Here is a 26,816-nt window from a genome sequence, read left to right on the forward strand (position 1 = left end):
TGAACACCAGCGGCGCTCGCAGCTCTCAGCGGATCCGCAGGCAGAGCGGTGGTCGCGCTCGTGCGTGCGCAGCGGGTTGGCCCGCCACGGCTACGACTGGTCGGCGTCGAACGGGGAATCGAGCGAGTCGGTGAGCTCGGCCAGCAGAGCCTCGATCTGCGGTTCGACGTGCTGCGAGATCGCTGCCTGGATGTAGATGCGGTGGCGCAGCAGGATGCCGCAGATCTCGCGGCCGACCATGTTGGCGTACTCGTCGGCGAGGGCGACCTCCTGCCGCAGCGCGACCTTGGCCTCATCGCTCAGCGGGGGCAGGGGCGGCAGGTCGGCGACGGCCTCATCGGCCATGCCGGCGATCGTGAAGAGGAACGGTGCGCCCGGAATCGGCTCGGGGTCCAGCGGCAGCCCGTCGAACTCGGGATCCAGACCGTCGGCCGGGCGATAGCTGCGCGCCCGGTTGCGTGCGGCCTGCTGGTCGAGTTCACGCTGCAGCATCGGCAGGTTCCTGGCGGTGTACTCGGCCACGGCGTGATCGACGATCGTCTTGATGCGCGTCGAGAGTCCGTGCTGCACGCCGTGCGGTGTGTTCGAGCCGATACCCGCCGCAGACAGGATCGGCGACCCCAGGCAGCGTCGACAGGGCGCGACACGACCACGATGGGTCGCCGGCTCCCAGCGCGGCACCCAGCGCAACCAGGCCTCGACGGCCTGGTCGACCTGCGTCTCCAACGAGCGCTCCACACCTAGAGCGTACGGCGCGGGCGCCGCCCACGCGGAGATTTCCGCGTCACGGCGGGGCGTCACTCGTCTTCTTCGCGCTCCCAGGGCCACTGCGGATGCTGAGCGCGCGTGCGCCGGAGAGCGATGCCGCCCCAGGCCGCGATCACGGCGGCGGCGAGGAGCACCACGCTCGCTCCCCCGCGCACGAGATCGCCCGCGACGACCGTCGCGACGATGACGTCGCCGCGTACGGCGGCGACCGCGATCCACACGACGACCAGGTGCGCGAGCGCCGTGGCCAGCGCGACCGCCGGTGCCGACAGGAACGACGGCTGCGTCCGCTTCAGCGACGACCGGAGCGACAGCGCGAATGTCACCACGGCGGCCAGCATCCCGATCGCACCGGGCAGCGGACCGAGACCTCGGACGGCGATGATGTCGGTGTCGGTCACGATGCTCACCGCACCGAGACCGAACACTGCGAGAGCGAAGAAGCTGATCGTGGCGAGCACCAGCGCCAGGATGACCGAAACCCCCGCGGACTCGGGTCCACGGGGGTTCGGCGATGACATGTTCGTGACTACCTCGCGAGCGTCGGGCCGGCTTCGAGCGTGCGCTCGTACTCGCGCTGCGCCTCGGCGTTGAGCTCGGTCTTGCGCGCGCCGCTGCGGGCGACCCAGGCTCCGAACCAGATGGTCAGCTCGCGGGCGAAGACGAACGCCGCGATGGCGAGCGGGTGGAAGAGCTGCGCGCCGATGAGCTCGCTGCCTTCGCGAGCGGTCAGCAGCCAGAACGGCGCCTCGAAGAGCGCACCGAGGATGTGCGCACCGTAGGCGACGAGACCGACGATGATGCCGAAGACCACCCAGAGTCCCCAGCGTCCGCGGTTGATGAAGGCGCCGAGCAGCCAGAAGCCGAGGAAGAACCCGACGACCGGAACCCAGTAGCCCCAGGTCATCAGCGGAGCGAGGGCCGATTCGCCGATGTTCTCGCCCGTGATGTCGCCCGCGACGGCGCGGAGGCCGAGCGTCGCACCCAGGTAGAGGATCGCGAAGGCGATGGTCGCGAGCAGACCGATCGCGCCCGCGGTGCCGCGGTTGCCGCGTTCGCGGGGCGGCTCGGGAGCCTGGACGAAGATCGGCTGCTGCTGGATCGGAACGACGACGGGCTCGGCGACTGCCGGCTCCGAGGGGACGATCCGGGTCTCAGCCTGGTCGGCCGACGAGTACGCGGCCCCGGCCAGTGCGGACTGCTCGTGCGCGGCCGGCGGCGTGTATGCGGCGGTCGCGTCAGCATCCGTGTTCCACGACTTCGTCGCGTCGGCATCCGTGTTCCACGACTTCGTCGTGTCGTCTGCGTCGTCGAGATACTTCGGGTCGTTGAGCTCCGGCGTCGCGAAGGTGCCGGGGTGGTCGTTCTCGGCAGCCTCGAACGCGGCGACATCGGGATCGACGGCGGGCTGGGTCGGAGCGGGAGCCGACGTCTCGTGCGTGGGGTCCGCGGGCGCGCGATGCACGCCTGCACTCGCTGCAGCGGCGTCGTCGAGTCCAGCGTTCGCGCTGTCGACGACGTCGTTGACGTCTTTCGGCCGCTCGGGCTGGGGAACCTCGGGGTCACTCATGGGTGCGCCTCTCATCGGATGTGTGCTCTGCGAGATTACCGCCGCCCGACCGCGCCCCGACGGAGGCGTGCCGACGTGTCGCCGAGCCCGTGATCACGCGTCTCGCCCACCGGCCCCGACGAGACGTCACCGCTAGCGAAGAGTGGAGCGGAGGACGTCGCCGACGAACGAGGCGACGACCGGCACGATCGGCATCGAGAACCAGATCAGGGCGCCCACCACTCCGATGCACAGCACTGCGGCGATCCAGCTGATCACCGCGTTCCGCCCCGCGACACGTGTCATGCCATCACGCTACGACCGCCGCTGCCGCGGCCGGCATCGCAACGCCGGGATCGATGCGACGAGGACCGTGGATCAGCCCTTGGTCGCGCCGGCCGTCAACCCTCCGACGATGTAACGCTGCAGGAACAGGAACAGGATCATCACCGGGATGGCGGCCATGACGGCGCCGGCCGAGAACGCCGACCAGTCCGCGTAGCGCGGGTTCGCGACGAGCTTCGTCAGACCGACCACCAGCGTCTGCTGGTCGACGTCGACGAGCATGACGCTCGCGATCACGTACTCGTTGACCGTGCCGATGAACGACAGCAGCGCGACCACCGCGAGGATCGGTGCGACCAGCGGCAGGATCATCGTGAAGAAGATGCGTGCGTGCCCGGCTCCGTCGATGCGGGCGGCCTCGTCGAGCTCCATCGGGAGCGTGTTGAAGAAGCCGTACATCAGGTAGGTGTTCACGCCGAGCGCGCCGCCGAGGTAGACGAGGATCAGGCCCGTGTGCGTGTTCAGGCCGATCGCGGGGAACCAGTCCCCCAGCGTCGACATCAGCAGGAAGATCGCCACCACCGCGAGAAGCTGCGGGAACATCTGCACGACCACGATCGTGACGAGGCCGATACGACGACCGGCGAAGCGCATGCGCGAGAAGGCATATGCGGCGAGGGCGCCGATGAAGACGGTCACCGCACCGGTGACCACGGCGATGACGAGCGTGTTGAGGAACCACAGACCGTAGGGGTTCTGCGGATCGCTGAGGATGCGCACGTAGCTGTCGAAGCCGAACGCCGAGAACAGCTGGTTCGAGCCGGTCAGCGTGCCCTTCGGGTTGAGTGACGCCGAGACGACGTACAGCAGCGGGAAGAGCGCGAAGGCGCTCACCACGATGGCGACCACATGGCGCCATCCGGTGTCTGCGAACCACGCGCCGAAGTTGCGGCGACGGGGCGCGAGCTTCTGCGCGACGGCGACGGGGCGGGCGGTGCCGGTGTCCGTGATGCTCATGTCAGTTCAGCTCCTCGAGGGCCTTGGTCTTGCGGAAGCTGATGATCGAGATCGTCGCGACCACGATGAAGATCAGGATCGTGAACGCGGAGGCGAGACCGTAGTCGCGGGACTGACCCGTGAACGCCACCTTGTAGACCATCGAGATCAGGATGTCGGTGTGCCCGACCGGGATGCTGACGTCCTCGAACCGCGGCCCGCCCTTGGTCAGCATGTAGATCAGGTTGAAGTTGTTGAAGTTGAACGCGAAGGACGAGATCAGCAGCGGCGCGACCGTCACGAGCAGCAGCGGCAGCTTGATGCGGCGGAAGACCTGCCACGGGTTCGCGCCGTCCATCACCGCCGCCTCGTTGACGTCTTCCGGGATGCCCTGCAGGGCGCCCATGCAGACGAGGAACATGTAGGGGAAGCCCAGCCAGAGATTGACCAGGAGCACCGACACCTTCGCGAGGTTCGGGTCGGTGAGCCACGGGATGTCCGCTCCCCCGAAGATCACCTGGTTGATGAATCCGAAGCTCTCGTTCATCATGCCCGCCCAGACGAGAGCCGACAGGAACGCGGGGAACGCGTACGGGAGGATCAGGATGATCCGGTAGCCGTTGCGGAACCGCATCCGCGTGTTGTTGAAGACCAGCGCGAGCAGCAGTCCGAGGAAGAACGTGGTCGCGACGGAGAGCAGGGCGAACACGAACGTCCAGATTGTCACCGAGATGAGCGGACCGCGGATGTTCTCGTCGGTCACGGCGCGCACGAAGTTGTCGAACCCGACGGTGGTCTGCCAGCCGGGCAGCAGCTCGGCGCCGTCCTCGGCGATGAACGACCCCTGTCCGGTGTCGGAGTACACGGCACCGGTCGTCGTGTCGGTGATGGTGTCGGCATCCGCGTCGTACTCGAGCGTCGAGACGTAGAGGTAGCCCTTCTGGCCGTCGGGGGCGCGCAGGCTGCCGTCGTTGGGGTCGTCGCTGAACGGCACCGAGAGCTTCTCGAGCTCTTCCGACAGGGTGAACACCTTCGCGAGCGGGAGGGTGGTCCAGCCGTCGACGGCGACGGCCTGGCCACTCTGGAACTCGGCGTCGACCTCTTGCAGCGGCTGCTCAGCGGTGCCGAGCAGCGCGTCGCCCGACTCGGGGTCGGTCACGAGCAGGCCGTAGGTGCCGGACTGCTCGACGACCGTGACCGGATAGGTCGCCGAGTCCTCGACGCGCTCCTGGGCCGAAGCGAGGAGCGACGAGATCGCCTGGTCCTTCGTGCCGTTGTGCCCGGTGCCGTAGTTCGTGAACCCGATGTACCCCGTGTACAGCAGCGTGAACACCTGGAAGATGATCAGGAAGATGATGCCGGGGGTCAGGTACTTCGCGGGGATTCGCTTGCGCGAGAAGTAGATGTAGTTGACGAGGACGGTGACGGCCACGACCAGGCCGAGCACCAGCCACTCCTGCTGGCCGAACAGGACGAATGCCGCGTACAGCGCGATGGCGTCGACGATCGCCAGCAGCAGGATCTTCAGCAGCATCCAGCCGATGGGACCGGAGGCGGCCTCGGCGATCTTCGCCGCCTGGCGCTGGCGCTTGTTCAGTGGAGCCGTGGGCTCTTCGGTCAGTGTCATCTCGTCCCCGTCGTCGAGCTGCCGGGGCGGACGAGGTCCGCCCCGGCAGGGGTTGTGCTGGGTGTCTTACTGGATTGCTGCGGTGACGTCGTCGACGAGCTTCTGCCACGTCGTCGTCGGGTCGGAGCCGTTGATGACCGCGGCCTCGGCCACGCCCCAGAACTCCCAGACCGAACCCATCGCGGGGATCGCGGGCATCGGGACCGCATCCGCACCGACGGCCTGGAAGCCGGCGATGATCTCGTCGGAGGCAGCGGTGTCGGCGGCGGCCGTCAGAGCGGGCAGGACGTTGCCGGCCTCGAACAGCGCGAGCTGCACCTCTTCGGTGCCGATGTAGTTCACGAGGAAGTCGTTCGCGGCGACCTTGTTCTTCGACTCGGAGCTCACGAAGAAGCCCTTGACACCGGCGAACGGCGAAGCGGTCTCGCCCGTGGGGCTGGGGATCGGGTCGATCGCGACGTTGATGCCGGCGTCGGTCGCCGCGCCGACGTTCCACGGGCCGGTCAGCCAGAAGGCCGCGGTGCCGTCGAGGAACTGCTGCTTGGCGATCTCACCGTCGATGTCGGTGTTCAGCGTGCCCGCTGCGCCCTGAGCGGCGAGCCACTCGGAGAACGCGAAGCCTCCCTCGCTGCCGAGCTGGAGGTCGGCGGAGTCGTAGCTGCCCGAGTCGTCGGTGCCGAAGACCGGGGCGCCGAATGCCGTCTGGAACGGGTACAGGTGGTACGGGTTGCCCTCGGCGCCCTGCTCGACCACGAAGGTGCCCTTCGAGACCATGTCGTCGAAGCTCGTCGCTGCGGCGGGGACCATGTCGGCGTTGCGCAGCACGGCGATGTTCTCGACCGCGTACGGAAGCATGTAGACGGTGCCGTCGTACGTCGCTGCCTGGAGTGCGACGGGCAGGTAGTCGGCCGACGAGTCGCCGAGCTCGAGCGGCGCGACGACGCCGTTGGTCGACAGCTCGCCGAGCCAGTCGTGTGCGCCCATGACGACGTCGGGACCCTTGCCGGTCGGCACCTGCTGGATGAAGTCGTCCTTCATGTCGTCGACGGACTTGCCCACGAGCTCGACCTTGACTCCGGTCTTGTCCTCGTAGGAGTCGGCAGCGCTCTGCAGCGCGGCGACGCGCTCGGCGTCGACCCAGACGGTCAGCGTTCCGCCGCTCTCGCCCTCGGCCGAGTCGCCGCCATCGGTCGCGGTCGAGCAACCGGCAAGTGTAAGAGTCGAAACGATCGCGATGACGCCGGCGGCGACTATGCCCCTCTTGTTCACCTTCATTGGTGTGTGCCTCTCTGAAGTGCTGGTGGCCTGCAGGACTGCAAGCGCTTACAGTATGCAACGAGATCGACGAGAATGGCAACGCAAGAAGCCTTCGATATCAAGCTGTAACCGCGGAATGCCGGGTGAGGTGCGATGGAAGCGCTTCCAAGCGAGCGTGAAAACGGCGGTGTCGATACACTTCCCTTATGGCTGACAGTTCCTTTGACATCGTCTCGAAAGTGGATCACCAGGAGGCCGAGAACGCCCTGAACCAGGCGCGCAAGGAGATCGAGCAGCGCTACGACTTCAAGGGCACCGGCTCCTCCATCGCCTGGAGCGGCGAGCAGATCCTGATCATCGCCGGCACCGAGGAGCGCGCGAAGGCCGTTCTCGACGTCTTCCAGTCCAAGCTCATCAAGCGAGGCATCTCGCTCAAGAGCCTCGAGTCGGGCGACCCCTTCGCGAGCGGCAAGGAGTTCCGCATCGTCTCGACCCTCAAGGACGGCATCTCCTCGGAGAACGCGAAGAAGATCAACAAGATCATCCGCGACGAAGGCCCCAAGGGCGTGAAGAGCCAGATCCAGGGCGACGAGTTGCGCGTGCAGTCCAAGAGCCGCGACGACCTGCAGTCCGTGATCTCTCTGCTCAAGGGCTCAGACCTCGATCTCGACCTGCAGTTCATCAACTACCGCTGACCTCTCAGTTCGAAGGGGGGACGGATGCCGAGGCATCCGTCCCCCCTTCCGTGTGCCCGCCAATCGCATTCCGATATATGGGCCGGAGTGCCCGAGACTGGATGCAGTCGCGTCCCGAACGCGACAGACGATGCGGCGATGCATGACGCGCTGCCGAACCACGGCTCCGCGCTTCGCGGATCGCGGTTCCCGCCTTGTGGGGACTGGGCGCAGTGCAGCTCCGTGCACGCCATCGTCTGTGGCCGGCGGGTGTCCCAACACCCGTCGGCCACAGAAATCACCCGTACCGAACTCTGCGACGACGCCCCGAGGGCGAGCGCCGATGTGCTCGCCCGAAAACTCGTCTGTGGATTATTGGCATCGCGATCGACTTCGTGATGTAGTGGCCGTCCGGGCACATCATGGGGAGCCCGGATCTGGAAAGCAACTGGGGGCAGTCCATGAACAACAACAACTCGATGACGAGTGTCAGAGAAAGCAAGCAGCTCTTGGCGGAGGAGGTTTTTCAGCACATCGGCGCGCAGATCGTGGACGGTGTGCTGGAGCCCGGCTATCGAATCCGCGATGTCGATGTCGCTGAAGAACTGCACGTGTCGCGGACTCCGGTGCGAGAGGCGTTACAGCGCCTCGAGCGTCTCGGGCTCGTGACGATGTATCCGAGCAGATACACCGAGGTCACGGCGGTCACACCCGAGACCGTCGAACAGACGCTCGAGTTCGCGGGGTACCAGGCAGGGATCGCGGCGCGCATGGGCATCGCGCGCATGAGCCAGGAGGAACGCGAGAGCCTCGCAGAGCTCGTCGAAGAGATGTACACGGCGCTCGATGACGACGTGCACATCTCCAACACCCGATGGGCGGTGTTCTCGTTTCTCAGTGCACGGAGTCGAAACCTGCAGCATCAGGTGCTGATCAACGATGCGAGCATGGCGCTGTTCCGCAACCTCCGCGGCTGGAGCGTTCCCGAGAACGACCGGGAGCGCATGCTCCAGGTCTATCGGAACTTCCACGACGCGGTGCTGCGCGGCGATGCCGACGACGCCGAGCGCCAGGCGCGTCTGATGCACTACGTCTGATCTCTGCGTCTGATCACTGCGTCCGATCACTGCGTCTGAGCGCTCGCAATGCGCTGTCAGCGCGCGGCCGTCCAGCCTCTGACCCACCGGTCGAGGCGACGATACGCTTCCTCTCTCGCCTCGTGGCGAGAGAGGAAGACATCGTGCAGGGCCCCGTCGATGCGCTCGACGGTGACGGACGGACCGAGCTTGAGCGCCGCCCGCGCGATGTCGTCGACGACCAGCACCGAGTCTGCTCGGGTGAGGTCCTCGGACCATCGCGTGGGCGTCGCCGAGCGCGCGGACAGCAGCACGCACACGGCCGCGTCGATCGACAGCCCTGCCGAGACCTGGGCGTGGCCCGTGAGGATCGCGTGGAACCATCCTGCATGCACGGCCATCGTCTGTGCCGGCCGCCACAGCAGGTTCACCTCGACGGGATCCTCGGGGTCGGCGACCTCCTGCTGCGCGCGCGTGTAGAACCCGAGATCGACCTGCGGAGCCACCTCCCGAGGAGCCCACCGCGCCTGCAGTTCAGCCATCGGCGCGATCAGCGGGCGCGCCGATGCGACCTGGAACTCGAGCCACGGACTGTTCAGGATCACAGCATCCGCCGTCTCGGGGTGCCGCGACGCCCACAGGCTCAGGATGAGCCCGCCGGTCGAGTGGCCGAGAAGCACCAGGCGTCGCGCGGATGCGGTGGCCTCGGGCCCGCGGCCCATCGCGTGCAGCGCCGCGGCGATGTCTTCGTCGTACGCGACGAGGTCGGTGATGTAGCCGGGAGTCTGACCGTCGCGCAGGCTGCGTCCGTACTTGCGGAGGTCGAGAGCGAAGAAGCGCGCGCCGCGCGAGGTCCAGAAGCGAGCGAGCCGCTTCTGGAAGAAGTAATCCGACCAGCCGTGCACGTAGAGCACGTCGACGTCATCGAGCGGAAACCGGCGCCCGCTCACGCGATCCCACCAGGGTCGCTCCCTCGGCAGTGCCCTCACGATCGTGGCGACCAGCGGGCCCTCGTCATCCTCACCGAGTTCGAGCGTGAGCTGCGCGAACTCGTCGCCGAGAACGTCCGGTATCCACTCAGCCATGCCGCCAGGCTAGCCGACAGCGTGCGGGCTACTCGGGAGCGGTGTGTCCGACCGTGAGGTTGCGCACGACCGTCTCTGCCAGCGGAGCCGGGTCGGCGGCACCGGCTCCATTGTCGAATGTCACCATCCGGATCCAGTCGAGACCGACGCGCACGTCGACGATGCTCTCACCGTGCTCACCCGTGCTGGCCTTGGCGGAATCGGCTCCCTCGACCTCGACGGGGTCGCCACCGAGCTTCTCGAACGCCCAGGCTCCTGCGGGAAGCGTCGTGAGCATCAGATAGCTGGATCCTTCGTACTCACTTCCGGCCGACTTGAAGTAGCAGATGCGTGAGCCGTTGACGACCTCGTACACCTCAGCAGGGATCCCCCAGCCGCCGAAGTCGGTGAAGAGAGCCGCGTCCGACACACCGAATGCGGCGTTCACCTGCTCCGGTGTGGTGAAGCGCTCGCACGGAGCGCCGACGATCTCGCTGTCGACGTATTCGACCTCGCGCGTGCTCGACGCCGCCGACGCGGCGATCCCCCGCAGTGCGTCCTCGATCCGGGCGGTGTCGCCCGCGCCGAGATCGGGATCGACGACGGTGGCCGACAGCAGCACGTCTCCGTCGGGCAGCTCGAACCCGCAGCGTCCGTCCTCGCAGCTCGCCGCTTCGCCCCAGAAGCCCTGGCGCTCGGTCGCACCCGCGATCACAGCCTCCGCGTCGGGGACGATCGTGACCTCCCAGCTGCGTTCCGTGTCGCCGGTCGAGCAGGCGATGCCGCCTGCTCGCTGGAACATGTGCTGCCCCGGACCCGGAAGCCAGCCCATCGCCGACACCACCGAGAGCACCGGCTCGACCGGTGTCGCCGGCTCGCCCAGAAGTTCCGCCATCGTCGCGGCGACATCGTCGCAGGTCACGTCGAACGCCGTCTCCGGCTCGACCACTGCCTCGGGCGTCGGGGTCGCCGTCGACGTCGCCGAGGCGGACGCCGACGGCGAGCCCGTGGGCTTCGGCGTCGGCTCGGCCGTGCACCCTGAGACGAGCAGCAGGGCGGCGGTGCCGAGGACGATCAGAGAACGCAGTCGCATCCGATCAGCCTAGAGACGCTCGCTCTCCGACACACAAGGTGCCGACAACGATCCGGTGTCGGTCACTCTCCGCGAGAGACGCGCACCATCTCGTCACGCGGTACGACCTTGACGCGGGCGCGCTCGTGCGGCGCACCGAGCGCGACCTCATGCTCGTCGAGTCGGTGCCAGCCCTCGAGGTCGGTCCACTTGACGCCGCGTTCCTGCAGCAGCGCGGGGATCGCCTCTTCCGACGGGTCTTCCGGGTGCCACCACGAACCCTGGTCGTTGATGATGTGCCGCACGGTCTCCATGGCATCCGACTTGGTGTGGCCGATGAGACCGACCGGTCCGCGCTTGATCCAACCGGTCGCGTAGATGCCGGTCATCTGCTGGTTCGAGTCCTTGGCGAGCACCTGGCCCTCGCGGTTGGGAATCACACCGTGCTTCTTGTCGAAGGGCACACCCGGAAGCGGCGAGCCGAAGTATCCGATCGCGCGGTAGAGCGCCTGCAGCGGCACCTCGCGCATCTCACCCGTGCCCACGGCGCCACCCTGTCCGTCGGGCTTCGTGCGCTCGTAGACCAGGGCCGCCACGCGGCCCGTCTCGTCTGTGCGGACCTCGACCGGACGCGCCCAGAAGTGCAGGTGCAGACGACGGGATGCCGTGCCCCCGGCGTTGTTCACGGAGTCGCGCTTGCGCCACGACTGCAGGATGCGGTCGATGACCATGACCTGCTTGTTGCTGGCGACCGCGTCCTTCGACGCCTCGTCGTAGTCGAAGTCCTCGTCGTACACGACCATGTCGACATCGCGCAGCTCGCCGAGTTCGCGCAGCTCGAGCGGAGTGAACTTGACCTGCGCGGGGCCACGGCGACCGAACACGTGCACGTCGGTGACCGCACTCGCCTTCAGCCCCTCGTAGACGTTCTCGGGAACCTCGGTGACCAGCAGGTCCTCAGCGTGCTTCGCCAGCATGCGGGCGACGTCGAGGGCGACGTTGCCGTTGCCCAGCACACCGACGGATGCGGCATCCAGCGGCCACTCGCGCGGCACGTCGGGGTGTCCGTCGAACCAGCTCACGTAGTCGGCGGCGCCGTAGGAGGCGACCGCGTCGATGCCGGGGACGTCGAGGGTGGTGTCGCGGATCGCGCCGGTGGCGAAGATCACCGCGTTGTAGTGGTTCTTCAGGTCATCGAGGGTGATGTCCTCGCCGAAGCGGACGTTGCCGAACAGACGGATGTCGCCGCGGTCGAGCACATCGCGGAGGGCGTTGATGATGCCCTTGATGCGGGGATGATCGGGGGCGACGCCGTAGCGGACCAGGCCGTAGGGTGCCGGAAGCTGCTCGAAGAGATCGATGGAGACGTCGAACTTGCGCTCGGCCTTCAGCAGGATGTCGGCGGCGTAGATGCCGGCGGGGCCCGCTCCGACGATGGCCAGTCTGAGCTTGGTCATAAGGGATCCTTTCGTATGCCGTCACATCCGGAGCGCGCGACCCTGGGGCCGCGACACATCAACTGGAGCGTTCGACGAGGGTCTCTGCGAAGCGGGTGAGCGCTTCGCGCACGGTGCCGCGCGGGAGCGGGGCGAGCGCGTCGATCGCATCCTGGGTCCAGGAGTGCGCGAGCGCGAGGGTCTTCTGCGTGCCGACGTGATCGCGCAGCTCTGTGAGCGGCCCGTCGAGGATTGCGGGGTCCGCCCCCTCGGCGATGCGGGACACGCCCTCGTCGATGCGGCCGGCCAGATCGATCGACGCGTCGTCGGTCTCGGCCTTCAGCAGCAGATAGGGCATGGTCGGCACGCCGGCGCGCAGATCTGTGCCCGGCACCTTGCCCGTGTCCTCGGGCTTCGCCGAGAGATCGATCACATCGTCGAGCAGCTGGAACGCGACGCCGATCTTCTCGCCGTAGACGCGCAGCGGCTCCTCGTACTGCGCGGGCGCGTTCGAGAAGATCACGCCGCCCTGCGTCGCCGCGGCGATCAGGGATCCGGTCTTGTCGGCGAGCACCTGGAGGTAGAACTCGATGGGGTCGTCGCCGGGCTGAGCGCCGATCGTCTCGTGCATCTGCCCCAGAACGAGACGCTCGAAGGTGTCGGCCTGCAGACGGATCGCCCGCTCGCCCAGTCGGGACATCAGCTGGCTCGCACGGGAGAACAGGATGTCTCCGGTGAGGATGGCGATGTTGTTGCCCCACACCGTCTGCGCCGCGGGCACACCGCGACGGCGGTCGGCGCCGTCCATGACGTCGTCGTGGTACAGCGAGCCGAGGTGGGTGATCTCCAGAGCCTTTGCGACGTCGATCACCTGGTCGGTGTTGCCGTCGCCCAGCTGTGCCGCCAGAAGAGTCAGCACGGGGCGGATGCGCTTGCCCCCCGCCTCGTAGAGGTAGCGGCTGGCCGCGTCGGCGAGCGGGTCGGCGACGCGCACATCGTCGGCGAGACCGGTCTCGACACGCTCGAGGCCGTCTTCGATCGCCTGAGCGATGCGTCGCCCAGCCGTGCCGATGAAGACACGGTCGCTGAAACCGAGACGGCTCGCCAGTCGCGAACCCGGGGCTACGCGGCTCGAAGTCACGCTCTCAGCCTACCGTCGTCAGCCGTGGGGGTTCGCGCGTCGTACTCACGCGGCTTTGAATGCCCGGTGCAGTGCGACGATCCCGAACGAGAGGTTGCGGTATTCGACCTCGGTCCACCCGGCCTCGCGGATCCACGCGGCGAGCTTCTTCTGATCGGGCCAGTCGCGGATCGACTCGTTCAGGTAGTCGTAGGCGTCGCCGTTGGTGCCGGCGACGCGGGCCACCCGAGGCAGCACCTGCGAGTTGTAGAAACGGTATCCGGCGCGGAACAGCGCACCGGGCGGGGTCGAGAACTCGTTGATCACGAGGCGGCCACCCGGCTTCGTCACGCGCAGCAGCTCGCGCAGCGCCTTCTTGGGGTCATTGACGTTGCGAAGGGCATACGACATGGTGACGGCGTCGAACTCGCCGTCTTCGAAGGGCAGATCGGTGGCATCCGCCTGCACGAACGAGAGATTGCGGATGCTGCCGTGCCGACGCTTGCCCTCGGCGAGCATGCCGGGCGAGAAGTCGGCGGCGACGACCTGCGCTCCGCTGCGGGCGAGGGATGCCGACGACGAGGCGGTGCCCGCACCGAGGTCGAGGATCTTCTCCCCGGGCTTCGGGGCGACGGCCCTCGTCGTGGCTGCGCGCCAGAGCGCGTCGTTGCCGACCGTCATCGCCGTGTTCGTACGGTCGTAGCCCGCGGCGACCTGGTCGAACATGCCGCTGACGCGGGCGGGGTCCTTGCCGAGATCAGCGCGGTTTGCTTCGTTCGAGGTCACGTGCCCAGTCTAGGCGCGAGGTGCAGCGCGTCGAGGCGATCGAGCCAGAGATCCGGGGTCGCATCGTCGAACGGAGCGGTCTGCTCGCGCACGCGCTGCTCGAGGTCGAGCGCCAGGGCCTCCAGCCTGGTGACGATCTCGGCGGGGTATCCGTATCGCACCCTGTGCTCGGCCCACTCGTCGCGGTCGTCGACCCAGATGCCCCGCGGCCCATCGACCCGCACGACGTCGAGATCCATGTCGATGCCGACCGCCACCAGCGGGTCATCGGACCAGCGCACATCCCACCCGATGTCGATGTAGACCCGCATGCCCTTCGGGTGATCGCGGTTCACCGTCAGGGCGAAGTCGGGCTGCCGCGGCACGAGCGTCACGTTGGGGGTCTCCGCGATGAAGGCCGCACCCGGTCGAGCACTCGGCCAGCCGACCGGCTGCCCGAGCCAGTCGCCCCACTCGTCGGCGCCGAGATACACGCACTCGTGCTGCCAATGCGGCGAGCCGTCCCACTTGCGCCACTGGAAGATCATCTCGGTGCCGGGTTCGGGGCGGGCGTCGCTCATGCCCTCAGCGTAAGCGGGGTCTCTCACATCCCGGTCGAGGCGGATGGCGAGACCCACCTTTCGCGGCGAGACCGCCCTTTCGCGGCCGTGGGTCTCACGACGGAAAGTCGGTCTCACCAGGGAACCCCGCCGCCCCTGGGCCGCCGCCAGCCGAAACCGACATCGCCGCACGAAACCCATGTCACGGCCGTGGGTCTCACGACGGAAAGTCGGTCTCACCAGGAAACCCCGCCGCCCCTGGGCCACCGCCAGCCGAAACCGACATCGCCGCACGAAACCCATGTCACGGCCGTGGGTCTCGCGACAGAAAGGCGGTCTCACCGGGAAACGAGCGAAGAACTAGGCTGGAGACGTGAGCAGCAGGCTGGTCGTGGAGACCCGAGAGATCGATCCGGTCGAGGATCTCCTGGCCTACGCCGACCCGTCGCGGCCCCTCGCATGGCTGCGGCGCGGTGACGGCATCGTCGCCGTGGGAGACGGCGTGGTCGAGACGATCCGCATCCCGGCGGGTGCTGCGCCCATGCGCTCGGCCGCCATCGCCGCCGCCTGGCGAGACCTGGCTCAGGATGCCGAGATCGACGACGAGCTCGCGCTCCCCGGCTCCGGTCTCGTCGCCTTCGGTGCTCTGACCTTCGACGAGGGCTCCTCCGCCGACAGTGTTCTCGTCGTGCCGGCACTCGTGATCGGCCGACACCACGGGCGCACGTGGCTCACCCGCATCCGCTCGTCGTCGACGTCGCACCCTGCGCTCGACCCGCAGTCCGAGGCATCGACGATCGGCTACGGCCCCCACTGGGCCGGCACCGTGGGCCCCGGGGCGCAGAGCCCGCAGGGCTACCAGGATTCCGTGCGTCAGGCGCTGGCCCGCATCGCCGACGGCGAGCTCAGCAAGGTCGTACTGGCTCGCGACCTCACCGGCAGCATCCCCGCCGGATCCGACCTGCGCCGCCTCGTGCGCGCGCTGTCGACCGGCTACCCCGACACCTGGGCCTTCGCGGTCGACGGGTTGATCGGCGCGAGCCCCGAGACGCTCGTGACCGTGCAGCAGCGCACCGTCACCGCCCGCGTGCTGGCCGGAACCATCGGACGAGGAGCCGATGCCGATGCCGACACCGCGGCGTCGGCTCATCTGGCCTCGAGCACCAAGGATCTCGACGAGCACGAGTACGCGGTGCAGAGCGTGCTGGCCTCGCTGCGTCCGCACACTCGCGCGCTGGCCGCGAGCGAGCAGCCGTTCCTGCTCAAGCTGCCGAACCTCTTCCACCTGGCGACCGACGTCGAGGGCGAGTTGGCCGACGGCGGTTCGTCGCTCGATCTGGTCGGTGCCCTGCACCCGACGGCCGCCGTGGCAGGGACTCCGACATCCGCCGCGATCGCGGCGATCCGCGAGCTCGAGCCGTTCGACCGCGGACGCTATGCCGGTCCGGTCGGATGGGTCGACGCGGCCGGCAACGGCGAGTGGGCCATCGCTCTGCGCTGCGCGCAGTTCACTCCCGCCGAGACCGCCATCGCAGTCACCGCCTATGCGGGCGCGGGGATCGTCGCGGGCTCGGACCCCGAGTCGGAACTGCTCGAGACCCGCGTCAAGTTCCGCCCGTTGGTCGACGCCCTCGCCTGAGGCTCGGCGCTGTCGCGTTCACGATTCAGCATGAATCGCGCATCACGGGCTCTGTGGGGCCGATCAGGCCGACGGGGCTCTGATCATGCTGAATTGTGAACGCGCCGCCCCGCTCAGCTGGCCGCGAGGCGCTTCTTCTCTGCCTCGACGTCGAAGCCGGCGGCCGGCCACTGCGGATCGATCTGCTGCAGTGCATCGAGCAGCAGCTCCTGCACGGCGAGGCGGGCGAACCACTTGTGGTCGGCCGGGATCACATGCCACGGCGCCGCAGCGGTCGATGTGCGATCGAACACGGTCTGATACGCCGCCATGTAGTCGTCCCAGAGCAGTCGCTCGTCGACATCGCCCGGGTTGTACTTCCAGTGCTTGTCGGCCCGCTCGAGCCGCTCCATCAGCCGGGACTTCTGCTCGTCGGGCGAGATGTGCAGCATGACCTTGATGATGCGGGTGCCGGATGCCGCGACCTCGGCCTCGAACTCGTTGATCGCGTCGTACCTGCGTTCGATCTCGTCGGCCGGGGCCAGCGATCGCACCCGACCGATCAGCACGTCCTCGTAGTGCGAGCGGTCGAAGACGCCGATGAATCCCGGCTCCGGCAGCCGCTTGGCCACTCGCCAGAGGAAGTCGTGCGCGAGCTCTTCGTCGGTCGGCGCCTTGAACGCCGTGAGCGCGACGCCCTGCGGGTCGACCCCGCCCACGACGTGCCGAACGATGCCTCCCTTGCCCGCGGAGTCCATCGCCTGCAGGATCAGCAGCACCGAGTCCTTCGCGACTCCGACTCGGCTCTCGGCGAAGAGCCTCTCCTGCAGCTGATTGAGCTCGCTGAGTCCGGCCTCGAGATCGCGCCTGCCGTCGGCCTTCCCACCTCCGTACCCGGCGGTGCTCCGCGGATCGACATCGGAGAGACGGAATCCGTCGCCGACCTGGAAGGTCTTCGCCCACTCGTGCGCTGTCATGCGTTCATCCTGCCACTGCGGACGCGCGCCATGCCGAACGAGATCAGCGCGTGAGCGGCACCTCGATCAGCTGACGACCACCGGCGGGAGTGGTGAGAACCTGATCGAGCGCCGTACGTGTCGTGACGCGCTGGTACTCCCAGCCGTAGGCGAGGGCCAGCTGCTCGAGGCGCACCGTGTGCGGGGTGTAGAAGGCTCTGTCGAGGTCGGCGCGCGCCGCCGTGCCCGCCACCTCCAGGCCGTCGAAGATCGTGCCGCCGCCGTCGTTGCCCACGATGACCTGGATGCGGGGTTCGTGCTCGTCCGGCGGCAGCAGCAGCGCTCCGACGTCGTGCAGGAAGGCGAGGTCGCCGAGCAGCACGCGGGTGACCCCCGGAGCTCCCCCGGCCTGGCTCGCGAGAGCGATGCCGGTGGCGGTGGCGATCGTGCCGTCGATCCCAGCGAGTCCGCGGTTGGCGTGCACCGGAACCTTCTTGCCGCCCAGCACCGAGTCGGCCACCCTGACGAGGCGCGAAGACCCGAACACGAGCCGGTCGTGCGGCCACGTCGCCCGCCAGACGGCGTCGGCGAGGAGCTCACGATCGAGCGGACGGCGCACCGCTGCCAGCTCGGCCTTCACTGCATCGCGTCGAGCGGACGGGTCACTGGAGGTGAGTCCGTCCTGGTCGGGAGCGCGTTCGCTGAGGTCGACGGCGTGCGCTGCGGATGCCGTGAGCCAGGCTCCGAGCCACTCGCGGTCAGCGGGGCCGGCGGCGACCGCGACGGATGCCGCGGGCCTCGTGCGTCCGTTGAGGTCGAGAGCCTCACCGCCGCGGCGGACGGCGATCACCTCGACGTCGGCCCGCGACAGCAGGCGGGCCACCTCGCGGCTGAGAGTCGGATGCCCGAGCACGACGGCACGCTCGATGCGACCGCCCAGAGCGTCGTCGCTCAGCAGCGCTCGATAGCCGTGCACGACCTGGCGTCCGAAACGGGCACCGCTGACGATCTCGGCGATCAGCGGCCAGGTTCCGGCGTGCGCGACCTCTTCGGCATCCGGGCCCGCATCGGCGCCCGCGATGACGACGGTGCGCGGCCCGCGCTCGAGCACGAGCGCGTCTGCGTGGGCGGGTCGCGGAGCCTCGCCCGGTGCGATGTCGACAGCGGGGACATCGCCCGACAGCGGTTCGCGCGACGGCAGATTCAGGTGCACCGGGCCTGCGACTCCGGGGAGGCCGTGCGCGGCATCCGCTCCCACCGCTGCCGAGACGGCTCGCATCGCGAGCCCTGACCAGTCGTCGTCGCCCGGAACAGGTGCGTCGACCTGCTCGCGCACCCAGGCGGCGAACATGCCCGGTTGGATGGTCGCCTGGTTGGCTCCGACTCCGCGGAGCTCGGGCGGCCTGTCGGCGGTCAGCAGCAGCAGGGGCACTCCCGAGTGGAAGGCCTCCATCGCGGCGGGAAGGAGGTTCGCGGCGGCGGTTCCCGAGGTGCAGAGCACTGCGGTGGGAACCCCGGTCTCACGCGAGAGGCCCAGTGCCGTAAACCCGGCGACGCGCTCGTCGATGCGCACGTGCAGGCGCAGGTGCCCCTGGTTCGCGGCGTGCACTGCGGCGAGCGCGAGCGCCTGAGAGCGGGAGCCCGGCGAGAGCACGAGATCGCGCACACCGTGACCGATGAGGTCGGCGATCAGGGATGCCGCGGCATCCATCGCCGGCGATGCTGTCACGGACGCGTGTCCGGCGCTGTGCCGTCGGGTGCGGTGCCGTCGTCGGTCTCGTCTTCGAGCTTCGCGAGTTCCTCTTCGAGGCGGCGGATGCGGGCGTCCTGCTCGCTCTTGCTGATGCTGCGGAGGAACTGGGGGTCGTCGTCGGGCGCGATGACGCGGATCGCTCCCCCGTTGTCGTTGGCGCGGCGACGGCCGAGCGCGAACCAGAGGATCCCGCCGATGACCGGGATGAAGACGACGATGGCGATCCAGGCGGCCTTGGGCACGCCCCGGTGCCGCGTCGGCGGCTGCACTGCGCAGTCGACGATGCTGAACACCCAGAAGATGGCGGCCAGGAAGCCGCCCACGATCAACAGTCTCGCCACCCCTCCAGTGTAGGCGGGTCTGCGCGGCGTGGGCCCGCGGGGCACCTGCAGGCGGGCGTCGATGCCCGATTGTTAGACTGCGCGCACCATGCCTGCCCCGTCGATGCGACTGCGCCACCAGGGCGTCGAGCGGATGCTGATCCTCCGGGTCGGTCTCGCGCTCGGCCTCGCCCTGCTGCTCGTGATCGGCGCGTGGTCGACATCGCACGGCAAGGCCGATGCGCACACGACGCTGTGTCTCGCGCCGGGTGCGAGTGCCGCATCGGTCGCGGGCCATCATGACGACACGAGCGTGGTCGCAACCACGCCGTCGGACGCCGGCATCGTCGTGATCGCCGCGCTCTGCTGCTTCGTGCTCGTGCTTCTGTCGCTGCGGTCGACCAGGGGCACACCCCTGATCCGCCGCGCGGTCGCGCTGCGCGCATCGGCGCCCAACCGTGCTGGTCCGCGCCGGCATGTGCCCGCTCTCACCCTCACGCAGCTCTCGCTCTCCCGCACCTGACTCAGGCACGCCGCTCGTCGGCGACCCCGGCCGCGCCCTCGTCGCGGTCTCATCACCCTGCCTGATCCGAACCGTTGGAGAACCCCATGAAGACCCCTGTCACAGCGACCCTGATCGCCATCGCCGTAGCGATGATCCTGGCGATCGTCGGTATCGTCTACGCCATGTCGCAGCAGGCCGCCGATCCTGCTCCGCCCGAGGGCGAGAAGCTGCAGACCGTCCGCACTGACTCGCACGTGCTCGACGACGGCGGGCCCGATGCCGTCACGGTCGTCGAGTTCCTCGACTTCGAGTGCGAGGCGTGCGGCGCGTTCTACCCGATCATCGAAGACCTGCGCGAGCAGTACGACGGCGAGATCACCTATGTGGTCCGCTACTTCCCGCTGCCGGGGCACATCAACTCGACGCAGGCCGCTCTCGCCGCCGAGGCAGCGGCAGAGCAGGACCGCTTCGAGGACATGTACCACCGGCTGTTCGAGACGCAGGCTCAGTGGGGCGAGCAGTCGGAGGAGACGCCGGAGGTGTTCCGGACGCTCGCCGTCGAACTCGGACTCGACATGGCGGCCTACGACGCCGCGGTCGCCGACCCGGCGACTCTCGAGCGCGTGCAGGCCGACAAGAGCGACGGCGAGCAGCTCGGAGTGCGCAGCACGCCCAGCTTCTTCATCGACGGCGAACCCGTGGTGCTGGAGGCGTGGGGTGATCTCGAGGCTGCGATCGAGAAGGCCGTGAACGGCTGAGTCGGGCAGGACCACGTGCGACGGGCGTCGACGCCTTCGCCTGATCCGCGCCGCGGACTCAGTCGACGTCGAGTCGGAGGATGCGGTCGTCGCCCTGCGAGGGACTGCCGCGTCCGTCGGTGTTGTTCGTGAGTACCCAGAGCTTGTCGTCCGGAGCGACCACGACGTCACGCAGGCGGCCGAGGTCGCCCGTGAACCGGTCGGTGCCTGACGTCAGGTCCTCGAGCGGCACGGTGCGAAGGCGCTCGCCCCGGAGATTCGCGATCACGACGTCCGAGCCCGTCACGGCGATGCCGCTCGGGCTCGCGGCATCCGGCCGCCACTGCTGCACGGGGTCGATGTAGTCGCTGTCGTCGGCGATCCCCTCGACCTCGGGCCAGCCGTAGTTGCCGCCGGGCTCGATGACGTTGAGTTCGTCCCAGGTGTCCTGCCCGAACTCGCTCGCGTACAGCGCGCCCTCGGCATCCCAGGCGATGCCCTGCGGATTGCGGTGCCCGTAGCTGTAGACGGGTGAGTCGTCGAAGGGGTTGTCGGCCGGCGCCTCGCCGTCGGGCGTGAGTCGCAGGATCTTGCCCGACAGCGCGTCGAGATCCTGAGCGCTGTCACGATCGCCCGCGTCGCCCGTCGTGACGTACAGCATCCCATCCGGCCCGAAGGCGATGCGCCCGCCGTTGTGGTTGCCGGCGGCCGGGATGCCGTCGATGACCACCGTGGGTTCGCCGAGCGACAGCCCACCCGCATCCCCGACGATCGTCCGCCGCTCCACGCGGTTCTCTCCCTGCGCCGTGAAGTACGTGAAGAGCTCGCCATCACTCACCGCGAGCCCGAGCAGTCCGCCCTCTCCGCCCGGCGACACCCCCTCGATCACCGCGACTTCGCGCACCTGACCGTCTTCGGAGACCTCGAGCACGCGGGCGCTGTCACGCTCACTCACCAGAGCGACATCGCCGTGGAAAGCGATCGACCACGGGGCGTCGAGGTCTTCGACGAACGACTCCGCACCCGACACCGGCGTCGCAGGCTCCGGCGACGTACAGGCCGTGAGCAGGGCGATGGATGCTGTCGCGAGCGCGATCGACGCGCGCCGGCGTGCGGGCGTGGAGCGGAGGGATCGATGCGCGGGCATGACTCCATCCAACGCGATGCTCCGTCGCACCGCCACCGCGACCTTCCGCCCCGGAAGATGCGCCGCTCTCGCTACGCTGAGCGCATGACCGAGGCGCGAACCCCCACATCGCATCCTGTTCTCGCCGTGCTGCGACGCACGCCGGCCACTCTCACGATGGTCGCGGCGATCCTCGTCGTCGGCGTGGTGTGGCAGGGCCTGTGGCGCCCCTTCGAGCAGACCGACCTGTTCGGCACCGTCGCCTACGGCCTGCCCAACCTCGCGCAGGGCATGTGGTGGACGCCGCTCACCGGCACCTTCTTCGTCAACGCGCCCTGGGTGTATGTGTTCACGATCTCGGGATTCTGGGGCATGGCCTACCTCGAGTACCGCCGGGGAACCCGGGTCGCGCTCGCCTACTACTGGGTCGGGCAGCTCTTCGCGATCCTGGCCACCGCACTCGTGCTTTTCTTCGCCTCGCAGCTGCCGTGGGCGTGGGCTCAGGAGCAGGCTCAGGCGCTCGATGTCGGCGCCTCGGGTGGCACCATGGCCTGCATCGCCGCCGCGATCGGACTCTTCCGCGCACCGTGGCGGGTGCGCGGCTGGCTCGTGCTGCTCGGTTTCGTGTTCATCGCGATGCTGTTCTGGGGTGCGGTCGCGGATCTCGAGCATCTGCTCGCCGTGCTGCTGATCCTGGTCGTCGATCGCTCCCTGCGCGTGCAGCGGACCACCGTGCGCGAACAGCGCCTGATCGCCGTGATCTCTCTGCTGGTGCTGGGGGCGGTCGAGATCATCACGACCCTGATCGCGACGGACGGTCCGTTCGGTCCGACCGAGCCCGCATCCGGAGGATTCATCGACCTCGCGATCGATGTCGTCGTGATCGTCGTGCTCGTGAACGGACTGCTGCGGGGCCGACGCTGGTCGTGGGTGCTCGTGATCCTGCTCGGACTCTTCAACATCCTGATCGCGGCGCTCGTGCTCGTGCTGATCACGGTGTTCTCGCAGGCCCAGGTCGACTTCCGCTGGGACGGCGAGACCGAGCTCGCCCTCGCCAACGGATTCCTCTGGGTGATCCTGCTCGTCTACCTGATCGCGGTGCGTCGGGCGTTCCGAGCGAAGCGCAAGTCGCCGCTCGGCATCCAACCCGCCCCGACCGTCGAAGACGTCAAGACCGAGCTGCGTGCGCACGGCGGCGGCACCCTGTCGTGGATGACGACGTGGGAGGGCAACAGCTACGCGCGCAGCACTGCGGGAATCGTCGCGTATCAGCGCCGCGCCGGAGTCGCACTCGCGCTCGCCGACCCGATCGGGCCGTCGTCATCGCGTGCCGACGCCGTCGCGGAGTTCATCCGCACCGCCGAGCTCGCGGGCCTGGTGCCCTGCTTCTTCAGCGCCGACGACGCCACGCGGGATGCCGTGCCCGCGGGCTGGCGCAGTCTGGTGGTCGCCGACGACACCATCGTCGACCTGCCCGGTCTGGAGTTCACGGGCAAGAGGTGGAACTCGGTGCGCAGCTCGCTCAATCGGGCGGGGCGCGAGGACATGACCTTCCGTCTGACCCGCCTGGGTGATGAATCGTGGGGCGTGCGACAGCAGCTCCGGGCGATCTCGGAGGCCTGGGTCGGCGACAAGGACCTCCCCGAGATGCGGTTCACACTCGGCACGCTCGACGAGGCCGAGGATCCCGAGGTACGACTCGCCCTCGCGCTCGCCCCGAACGGCGACGTCGACGGCTTCCTCTCATGGCTGCCGGTCTACGGCGAGGGCGGAACCGTGCGCGGGTGGACGCTCGACCTCATGCGGCGGCGCGACGGCGGCTTCGGGCCCGTCATGGAGTATCTGATCGGATCGTCGGCGAAGCAGTTCTCGGAGGAGGGCGCCGAGATCATGTCACTTTCGGGGGCTCCGCTCGCCCACGACTATCCGCCGGATGCCGGCATGATCGCCGTGCTCAGCGACCGCCTCGCCGAGGCGCTCGAACCCGTCTACGGCTTCGCGTCGCTGCACCGCTTCAAGCAGAAGTTCCACCCGCGCTACGAGACGATGTACCTGTTGTTCCGCGACGAGAGCGACCTCGCAGCCATCGGCACGGCCCTGACGCGGGCCTTCCTGCCGGATGCCACACTGCGGCAGTTCGCCGGCGCCGGTCTCGAGCTCGTGCGGGGCAGCAAGGACTGATTCGACTCGTCAGCCGTCGCGCGGCGGCTTGCGCAGTCTCTTGACGTCGGTGCGCTGCTTCTTGGCCGTCAGCCGTCGCTCCTTCGATCCGCGGCTCGGCTTGGTCGCACGACGGGGAGGTGCGGGCGGACGCAGCGCCTCGCCGACGAGCGCCGCCAGCCGCTCTCGCGCCGCGTCGCGATTGCGCAGCTGCGCGCGGTGCTCGGAGGCGGCGATCGTCAGCACGCCGTTCACCAGCCGGCCGCTCAGCCGGTCGAGCAGACGCTCGCGCTGATGCGGAGAGAGCGCGGCGCTGCTCGCAGCATCCCAGACCAGCTCCACTCGGGAATCCGCGGTGTTCACACCCTGCCCGCCCGGACCCGATGAGCGCGAGAAGCGCCACGACAGCTCTGCCTCGGGGATCATGAGACCCGCCGAGATCCGCAGACCGGGGCGATGAGGGGTGGGCATGCATCCATCATCCCCCGGTGCGGGGCCTGCGTATCAGCCGAGGGTGTCCGCAGGCTCGAGCGGACTGCGGTTCGCGGTGCCCGCTGACTGCTGCTGCCCGGCACCCTTCTTCGCCGTGTTCGCGATGTGCGCCCTGCCGACGACGATCGCGGCGACGACCATGAGCCCGGCACCCAGCCAGTACGGCGCCGCATGACTGACAGTGACGTAGAGCGCACCGGCGATCAGCGGTGCGGCCGTGTTCATCGCGGCGTTGAGCGACTGGGTCGCTCCCCCGAGCCAGCCCTGCTCGTCGTCGCCGACCGCATTCGACATGGCACCGTCCAACGCCGCCGTCGAGGCTCCCTGACCGGCGGCGAGCATCAGCGCACCGACGATGAACACCCACGGCTGCGCGAAGACCGAGGCGACGACCGCGAGGCCGACGAGTCCGATCGTCTGCGCCACGATGCCGCTGATGATCACGCCGCGCTCGCCGATGCGAGGAAGCAGGATGCCGAGCAGCACGCCCTGGATGAGGATGTCGATGATGCCGACGCCCGCGGTGAGCAGACCGATCTGGGTCGGCCCCCAGCTGATCGAGTCGAGCGCCAGCACGCTGAAGTTGTTGACGAAGAAGCCGAACGGCAGCGCGAGCAGACCGAAGCCGATCATCAGTCCGCGCAACTCCCTGCGACCGAACGCCTCCTTGAAGACGCCGAACGGCTGGATCTCGCGGATCGAGATGCGCTCGATGCGGTTCTCGGGCGCGAGACTCTCTGGGAGCAGGAAGATGCTGAGGATCGCGATCGTGAGAGCGACGGCCGCGGTGAGGAAGACCGGAAGCTGCAGGCTCACGGCCGCGAGGAGTCCGCCGATGGCGGGGCCGATCATCATGCCGATACCCGAGAGGGCACCGAGCAGGCCGAACCGCTGAGCGCGCTTCTCGGGAGGGGTGATGTCGGCGAGGTAGGCGAAGAGCGCCGGCAGGTCACCCGCGGTCACGCCCTGGATCACCCGGGCGAGGACCAAGACCCAGATCGCGCCCCCGATGCCGAAGAGCGCCATGGCGAATGCCGCGCCGAATGCCGCGGCGATGATCACCGGGCGTCGACCGAAGCGATCGGAGAGGCGACCGAGGAAGGGGGCGACCAGGAAGGCACACAGGCCGTTGATCGCTTCGAGCACGCCGACCCAGATCGCGAGATCCCCCTCGTGCGACACGTACTGCAGCACGACGAAGGGCAGGACGGGGAGTACGACGGTCATACCGATGACGGTGAGCATCGTGAGGACGATGAGCATGATCCAGGCGCGCTTGTCGCTGCGCGCGGGCGATGTTTTAGGTGAAGTCACTCCGAAACTGTATCAATACCAGTTTTGATGTCAAGCCGGTTCTGGATCCGATCCGCGATACCGTGGGGGCATGACGAACCCCGAGCCGCTCGGCCGCCGCGAACGCAAGAAGGCGGCCACCCGCAAGGCGATCTCCGACGTCGCGACGAAGATGTTCCTCGAGCGGGGGTTCGACAACGTCAGCATCCGCGAAGTGGCCGATGCTGCGGATGTCTCACCCACCACCGTGTTCGCGCATTTCCCGCAGAAGGAGGCGCTCGTGTTCGATGAGGACGACGAGCAGCGCGACCGGCTCGTCGCCGCCGTGCGCGACCGCCGGGACGGGATCACGATCAACCGGGCGATCCACGACTTCTACGCCACCGAGGTCGGCGCGAACATCGACGAGCACGGCGACGACGTGGCACGGATCTTCATCCGCTTCCTCAACGAGACTCCCGCCCTGCGCGACTATGCCGCGAAGATGTGGTTGCGACACGAGGACGCACTCGCCGCCGCGATCGCCGACGACCTCGGGCTCACCGAGCCGACGGCGGAGATCCGGGTATACTCGCGCTTCATCCTGCAGATGCTGCTGCTCGTGAACGAGCACGACGACCAGCTCGGAATCCTCGACGCAGGTTTCACGGTTCTCGAGAACGGGTGGGCGCCGGTGGAAGCGGGAATCGTCGAGAGCAACGGTCGATAGGCCCGTGACTCGGAGCAGGGCGTGAACTCCTACCGACCGGATGACTGGGACGCGAGCTCGGAGCATCCATCGACGATCCGCGCGCCGTACGTGATGGGAACGGGCGTGGTCACCGGCGAGGACACAGGAACCCGCCCTCTCTCTCCTCCGCACAGCCACCCTGACGCGATGCTCGCGTGGTGCTACCGAGGAACGGTCTGGGTGCAGCTGCGGGAGGCCATGTGGCGTCTCGCACCGGGGCAGGGGATCTGGATCCCCGCGCACACGCCGCACACCGCGCGGCACGAGCGCGACTCGACCGGGTGCTACACCTACATCGCCGACACCTCGCTCATCGCGCCGATCGACGCGGTCACTCAGGTGCTGGTGCCGCGAGCCGTGCAGGAGATGCTGCTGCACCTCGGCATCAACGACATGGCCACCGATCTGCGCGTGCGCATCCAGTCGGTGCTCATCGAGATGCTCCAGCATCCGTCCACGGGTGCCGCCGACGGCTGAGGCGAGGTGCCGATGCCGGCCGATGAGCGGGTGCGGCCACTCGTGCAGACGGTGCTCGCGGACCCGGGTGACCAGCGCAGCGGCCGCGACCTGCTCGTCGCCCACGGCCTGCATGAGCGCACGGTGCTGCGCATCTTCCAGAACGACGTCGGCATGACCTTCAGCAGGTGGCGCACAGGCGTGCGCATGACCCTCGCCGCTCGACTGATCGTCGACAACACCCCCATCGGCGCCGTCGCGCACCGCTGCGGATATGCCACCACGAGCGCGTTCTCGGCAGCGTTCAAAGAGAGGTTCGGGCTGACTCCGCGGCAGCACGTCGCACGCGTGCAGGCCGACCCCGCGCACCAGCTGTACTGGCGATGACGACTCCGCACTGATCCGGGAACTGTCAGATCTG

Annotated in this window: 28 protein-coding genes; 9 read left to right on the forward strand and 19 right to left on the reverse strand. The window is 68.4% G+C overall.

Translation table 11 applies throughout. The features are described 5' to 3' along the window. Positions 1-90 precede the first annotated feature (90 nt). From FIV50_RS13820 to FIV50_RS13845, 7 genes are all read right to left on the reverse strand, one after another. A complete protein-coding gene (locus FIV50_RS13820) occupies positions 91-738 on the reverse strand; it encodes a spermidine/putrescine ABC transporter substrate-binding protein (protein WP_181164227.1) in 648 nt (215 codons plus the stop codon). 59 nt (positions 739-797) lie between these two features. Next, positions 798-1,289 carry a hypothetical protein gene (locus tag FIV50_RS13825; protein WP_258184280.1) on the reverse strand — a complete coding sequence of 164 codons (492 nt, stop codon included), beginning with the start codon at positions 1,287-1,289 and terminating at the stop codon, positions 798-800. Positions 1,290-1,297: 8 nt separating this feature from the next. Further along, on the reverse strand, positions 1,298-2,338 hold the full coding sequence (locus FIV50_RS13830; protein ID WP_140037919.1) for an ABC transporter: 1,041 nt from the start codon (positions 2,336-2,338) through the stop codon (positions 1,298-1,300). Between the two features lie 132 nt (positions 2,339-2,470). Then, positions 2,471-2,623 carry a hypothetical protein gene (locus tag FIV50_RS17695; RefSeq protein ID WP_181164228.1) on the reverse strand — a complete coding sequence of 51 codons (153 nt, stop codon included), beginning with the start codon at positions 2,621-2,623 and terminating at the stop codon, positions 2,471-2,473. A gap of 72 nt (positions 2,624-2,695) precedes the next feature. Continuing rightward, positions 2,696-3,619, reverse strand: a complete 924-nt coding sequence (locus FIV50_RS13835) for a sugar ABC transporter permease (protein WP_140037920.1) — start codon at positions 3,617-3,619, stop codon at positions 2,696-2,698. Position 3,620: 1 nt separating this feature from the next. Further along, positions 3,621-5,225 carry a maltose ABC transporter permease MalF gene (gene malF, locus FIV50_RS13840; protein WP_140037921.1) on the reverse strand — a complete coding sequence of 535 codons (1,605 nt, stop codon included), beginning with the start codon at positions 5,223-5,225 and terminating at the stop codon, positions 3,621-3,623. 66 nt (positions 5,226-5,291) lie between these two features. Beyond that, positions 5,292-6,500, reverse strand: coding sequence for a sugar ABC transporter substrate-binding protein (locus FIV50_RS13845; protein ID WP_140037922.1), 1,209 nt, complete (start codon positions 6,498-6,500; stop codon positions 5,292-5,294). A gap of 188 nt (positions 6,501-6,688) precedes the next feature. Here FIV50_RS13845 and FIV50_RS13850 point away from each other — a divergent pair, with 188 nt between their 5' ends. Then, complete coding sequence (locus tag FIV50_RS13850) at positions 6,689-7,177, forward strand: YajQ family cyclic di-GMP-binding protein (RefSeq protein ID WP_042538692.1); 489 nt, start codon at positions 6,689-6,691, stop codon at positions 7,175-7,177. Positions 7,178-7,617: 440 nt separating this feature from the next. Then, entirely contained in the window at positions 7,618-8,253 is a 636-nt protein-coding gene (locus FIV50_RS13855) for a GntR family transcriptional regulator (RefSeq protein ID WP_140037923.1), read from the forward strand. 56 nt (positions 8,254-8,309) lie between these two features. Here FIV50_RS13855 and FIV50_RS13860 read toward each other — a convergent pair whose 3' ends face one another. The 6 genes from FIV50_RS13860 to FIV50_RS13885 all read right to left on the reverse strand — a co-directional run bounded on the left by FIV50_RS13860 (position 8,310) and on the right by FIV50_RS13885 (position 14,270). Then, positions 8,310-9,317, reverse strand: coding sequence for an alpha/beta hydrolase (locus FIV50_RS13860; RefSeq protein WP_140037924.1), 1,008 nt, complete (start codon positions 9,315-9,317; stop codon positions 8,310-8,312). Between the two features lie 28 nt (positions 9,318-9,345). Then, complete coding sequence (locus FIV50_RS13865; protein WP_140037925.1) at positions 9,346-10,389, reverse strand: hypothetical protein; 1,044 nt, start codon at positions 10,387-10,389, stop codon at positions 9,346-9,348. Between the two features lie 62 nt (positions 10,390-10,451). After that, positions 10,452-11,825, reverse strand: a complete 1,374-nt coding sequence (locus tag FIV50_RS13870) for an FAD-dependent oxidoreductase (protein ID WP_140037926.1) — start codon at positions 11,823-11,825, stop codon at positions 10,452-10,454. A 58-nt stretch (positions 11,826-11,883) separates the two neighbouring features. Then, positions 11,884-12,945: a polyprenyl synthetase family protein gene (locus tag FIV50_RS13875; protein WP_140037927.1), complete on the reverse strand. Its 1,062-nt coding sequence runs from the start codon at positions 12,943-12,945 to the stop codon at positions 11,884-11,886. A gap of 45 nt (positions 12,946-12,990) precedes the next feature. Further along, positions 12,991-13,710, reverse strand: coding sequence for a class I SAM-dependent methyltransferase (locus FIV50_RS13880; RefSeq protein ID WP_140037928.1), 720 nt, complete (start codon positions 13,708-13,710; stop codon positions 12,991-12,993). Beyond that, the gene (locus FIV50_RS13885) at positions 13,707-14,270 is read right to left on the reverse strand and encodes a hypothetical protein (protein WP_140037929.1); all 564 of its coding nucleotides are present in this window, start codon (positions 14,268-14,270) and stop codon (positions 13,707-13,709) included. The genes FIV50_RS13880 and FIV50_RS13885 overlap by 4 nt, the downstream gene beginning before the upstream one ends. 352 nt (positions 14,271-14,622) lie before the next feature. On the opposite strand from FIV50_RS13885, the gene FIV50_RS13890 reads away from it, so the two are divergent. After that, positions 14,623-15,888, forward strand: a complete 1,266-nt coding sequence (locus FIV50_RS13890) for an isochorismate synthase (protein WP_140037930.1) — start codon at positions 14,623-14,625, stop codon at positions 15,886-15,888. A gap of 113 nt (positions 15,889-16,001) precedes the next feature. Here the strand turns inward: FIV50_RS13890 and FIV50_RS13895 are convergent, their stop codons facing one another. From FIV50_RS13895 to FIV50_RS13905, 3 genes are read right to left on the reverse strand one after another with little or no spacing between them, the layout of a single operon-like run. Then, positions 16,002-16,844, reverse strand: coding sequence for a polyphosphate kinase 2 family protein (locus FIV50_RS13895; RefSeq protein ID WP_140037931.1), 843 nt, complete (start codon positions 16,842-16,844; stop codon positions 16,002-16,004). Between the two features lie 43 nt (positions 16,845-16,887). Next, positions 16,888-18,534 carry a 2-succinyl-5-enolpyruvyl-6-hydroxy-3-cyclohexene-1-carboxylic-acid synthase gene (menD, locus tag FIV50_RS13900; protein ID WP_140038795.1) on the reverse strand — a complete coding sequence of 549 codons (1,647 nt, stop codon included), beginning with the start codon at positions 18,532-18,534 and terminating at the stop codon, positions 16,888-16,890. 14 nt (positions 18,535-18,548) lie between these two features. Then, positions 18,549-18,917 carry a PLD nuclease N-terminal domain-containing protein gene (locus FIV50_RS13905; RefSeq protein ID WP_140037932.1) on the reverse strand — a complete coding sequence of 123 codons (369 nt, stop codon included), beginning with the start codon at positions 18,915-18,917 and terminating at the stop codon, positions 18,549-18,551. Between the two features lie 88 nt (positions 18,918-19,005). Here FIV50_RS13905 and FIV50_RS13910 point away from each other — a divergent pair, with 88 nt between their 5' ends. After that, entirely contained in the window at positions 19,006-19,419 is a 414-nt protein-coding gene (locus tag FIV50_RS13910; protein WP_258184281.1) for a hypothetical protein, read from the forward strand. Positions 19,420-19,505: 86 nt separating this feature from the next. Next, the gene (locus FIV50_RS13915; protein ID WP_140037933.1) at positions 19,506-20,159 is read left to right on the forward strand and encodes a DsbA family protein; all 654 of its coding nucleotides are present in this window, start codon (positions 19,506-19,508) and stop codon (positions 20,157-20,159) included. A gap of 58 nt (positions 20,160-20,217) precedes the next feature. Here FIV50_RS13915 and FIV50_RS13920 read toward each other — a convergent pair whose 3' ends face one another. Beyond that, positions 20,218-21,285, reverse strand: coding sequence for a PQQ-dependent sugar dehydrogenase (locus FIV50_RS13920; RefSeq protein WP_140037934.1), 1,068 nt, complete (start codon positions 21,283-21,285; stop codon positions 20,218-20,220). Between the two features lie 84 nt (positions 21,286-21,369). On the opposite strand from FIV50_RS13920, the gene FIV50_RS13925 reads away from it, so the two are divergent. After that, positions 21,370-23,445: a bifunctional lysylphosphatidylglycerol flippase/synthetase MprF gene (locus FIV50_RS13925; RefSeq protein WP_140037935.1), complete on the forward strand. Its 2,076-nt coding sequence runs from the start codon at positions 21,370-21,372 to the stop codon at positions 23,443-23,445. Positions 23,446-23,454: 9 nt separating this feature from the next. Here the strand turns inward: FIV50_RS13925 and arfB are convergent, their stop codons facing one another. Both arfB and FIV50_RS13935 read right to left on the reverse strand, forming a co-directional pair. After that, on the reverse strand, positions 23,455-23,895 hold the full coding sequence (gene arfB, locus FIV50_RS13930) for an alternative ribosome rescue aminoacyl-tRNA hydrolase ArfB (RefSeq protein WP_140037936.1): 441 nt from the start codon (positions 23,893-23,895) through the stop codon (positions 23,455-23,457). Positions 23,896-23,928: 33 nt separating this feature from the next. Continuing rightward, complete coding sequence (locus tag FIV50_RS13935) at positions 23,929-25,230, reverse strand: MFS transporter (protein ID WP_258184282.1); 1,302 nt, start codon at positions 25,228-25,230, stop codon at positions 23,929-23,931. A 70-nt stretch (positions 25,231-25,300) separates the two neighbouring features. Here FIV50_RS13935 and FIV50_RS13940 point away from each other — a divergent pair, with 70 nt between their 5' ends. Genes FIV50_RS13940 through FIV50_RS17945 form a run of 3 tightly spaced genes read left to right on the forward strand, consistent with a single transcriptional unit; the run spans position 25,301 to position 26,782 of the window. Further along, positions 25,301-25,918, forward strand: a complete 618-nt coding sequence (locus FIV50_RS13940; RefSeq protein WP_140037937.1) for a TetR/AcrR family transcriptional regulator — start codon at positions 25,301-25,303, stop codon at positions 25,916-25,918. A gap of 21 nt (positions 25,919-25,939) precedes the next feature. After that, positions 25,940-26,416 (forward strand): cupin domain-containing protein, encoded by a 477-nt coding sequence (locus FIV50_RS17940; protein ID WP_258184283.1) that lies wholly within the window; start codon positions 25,940-25,942, stop codon positions 26,414-26,416. Positions 26,417-26,428: 12 nt separating this feature from the next. After that, on the forward strand, positions 26,429-26,782 hold the full coding sequence (locus FIV50_RS17945) for a helix-turn-helix transcriptional regulator (protein ID WP_258184284.1): 354 nt from the start codon (positions 26,429-26,431) through the stop codon (positions 26,780-26,782). Positions 26,783-26,816: the final 34 nt, after the last annotated feature.

Source organism: Microbacterium foliorum, assembly GCF_006385575.1.
GTDB lineage: Bacteria > Actinomycetota > Actinomycetes > Actinomycetales > Microbacteriaceae > Microbacterium > Microbacterium foliorum_B.